The organism is Polaromonas sp. P3_C2 (assembly GCF_056402675.1).
Genome location: NZ_JBFUGX010000966.1, coordinates 1 through 1,192, shown reverse-complemented (window position 1 = coordinate 1,192; position 1,192 = coordinate 1). Strand labels below are relative to the sequence as shown.

The window sequence follows — 1,192 nt, the reverse complement described above, 5'->3', positions numbered from 1 at the left end:
GAGCCGGCGCCTTCAATCACGCTGCCGTCTTCGTAGTAGAAGGTGGCCCACTGGTAGAACAGCGACTTGGTGACCGAGGCAAATGCCGCACCCAGTCCGTAGGCGTTGGAAAACTCCATGCCCGAAAAATCGGCACCCACCTCGGCGGCCATCAGGTGGCCGTCGCCGGTCAGCACGTTGCAGCCCAGCGCGCGGCTTAAGAAAGCGCAGCCGCCGGTGGCGATCACGACAGCACCAGCGCGCACCACCCAGGGCTCCAGCGTCTGGCGCTGCTGGCCGGTGGCGCCGCAGACCGTGCCTTCCTCGTCTACCAGCAGCTCCAGTGCCGGGCTGTGGTCGAGGATGCGCACGCCTGCCTCCTTGGCGCGCTTGCGCATCAGGCGCATGTACTCGGGGCCTTGCAGCGAGGTGCGGCGCTGCTCGCCGTCTTCGCCGATCGGGAAAGGGTAGCCCCATTCGGCCAGCTGCTGCATGTTGGCGTAGGTCTGCTCAAGCACGCGGTCCATCCACGCGTGTTCGGCCAGTTGCCCGCCTTTGTCGTAACGGCTGGCTTTGGCGTCTTCGCGCTGCGTGCCTTGCGGCTCCACGTACCAGACGCCTGTGCCCGAAGGCGCCGTGGCGCCCGAGGTGCCGCAGTAGCCCTTGTCGGCCAGCACCACCTTGGCGCCCTGTGCTGCGGCGCTGATGGCGGCCCAGGTTCCGGCGGGGCCGCCGCCTATGACCAGCACGTCGGCATCGTGCTGCCGGGCGCCGGCCGCGTTCGCGAGGGCGGTGAAGTTGAGGTCGCGGCTTCCCATCACGCCACCTTTTGGGCCTTGACGGCGAACTGGTTGACGGGCCGGTCCAGGCCGAGGTTTTCGCGCAGCGTGCTGCCTTCGTATTCGGTGCGGAAAATACCGCGGCGCTGCAGCTCTGGGATCACCAGGTCCACAAAATCGTTGAGCGACTCGGGCAGCACCGGCGGCATCACGTTGAAGCCGTCGGCGGCGCCGTTTTCAAACCACTCCTGGATCTTGTCCGCGATGGTCTCTGGTGTGCCCACTACCACCCAGTGGCCGCGTGCACCCGCCAGGTATTCATACAGCTGGCGCACGGTGAGCTTGTCGCGCCGCGCCAGCTCCAGCACCACGTGAGCGCGGCTGTTCTGGCCCTTGGGCGGTTCGGGAATGTAGGGCGGCGGGGCGTCCAGGTC

The 1,192-nt window shown here is 67.4% G+C and carries 1 protein-coding gene and 1 pseudogene; both read right to left on the bottom strand.

Annotated features, from left to right (window positions below):
* A partial coding sequence (locus AC1DWI_RS23835) for an FAD-dependent oxidoreductase (protein WP_477725997.1) occupies positions 1–797 on the bottom strand: 797 nt, incomplete at its 3' end.
* Positions 797–1,192 (bottom strand): annotated as a pseudogene (locus AC1DWI_RS23830) (nitrilotriacetate monooxygenase); the annotation flags it as partial. The pseudogene AC1DWI_RS23830 and the gene AC1DWI_RS23835, both read right to left, overlap by 1 nt.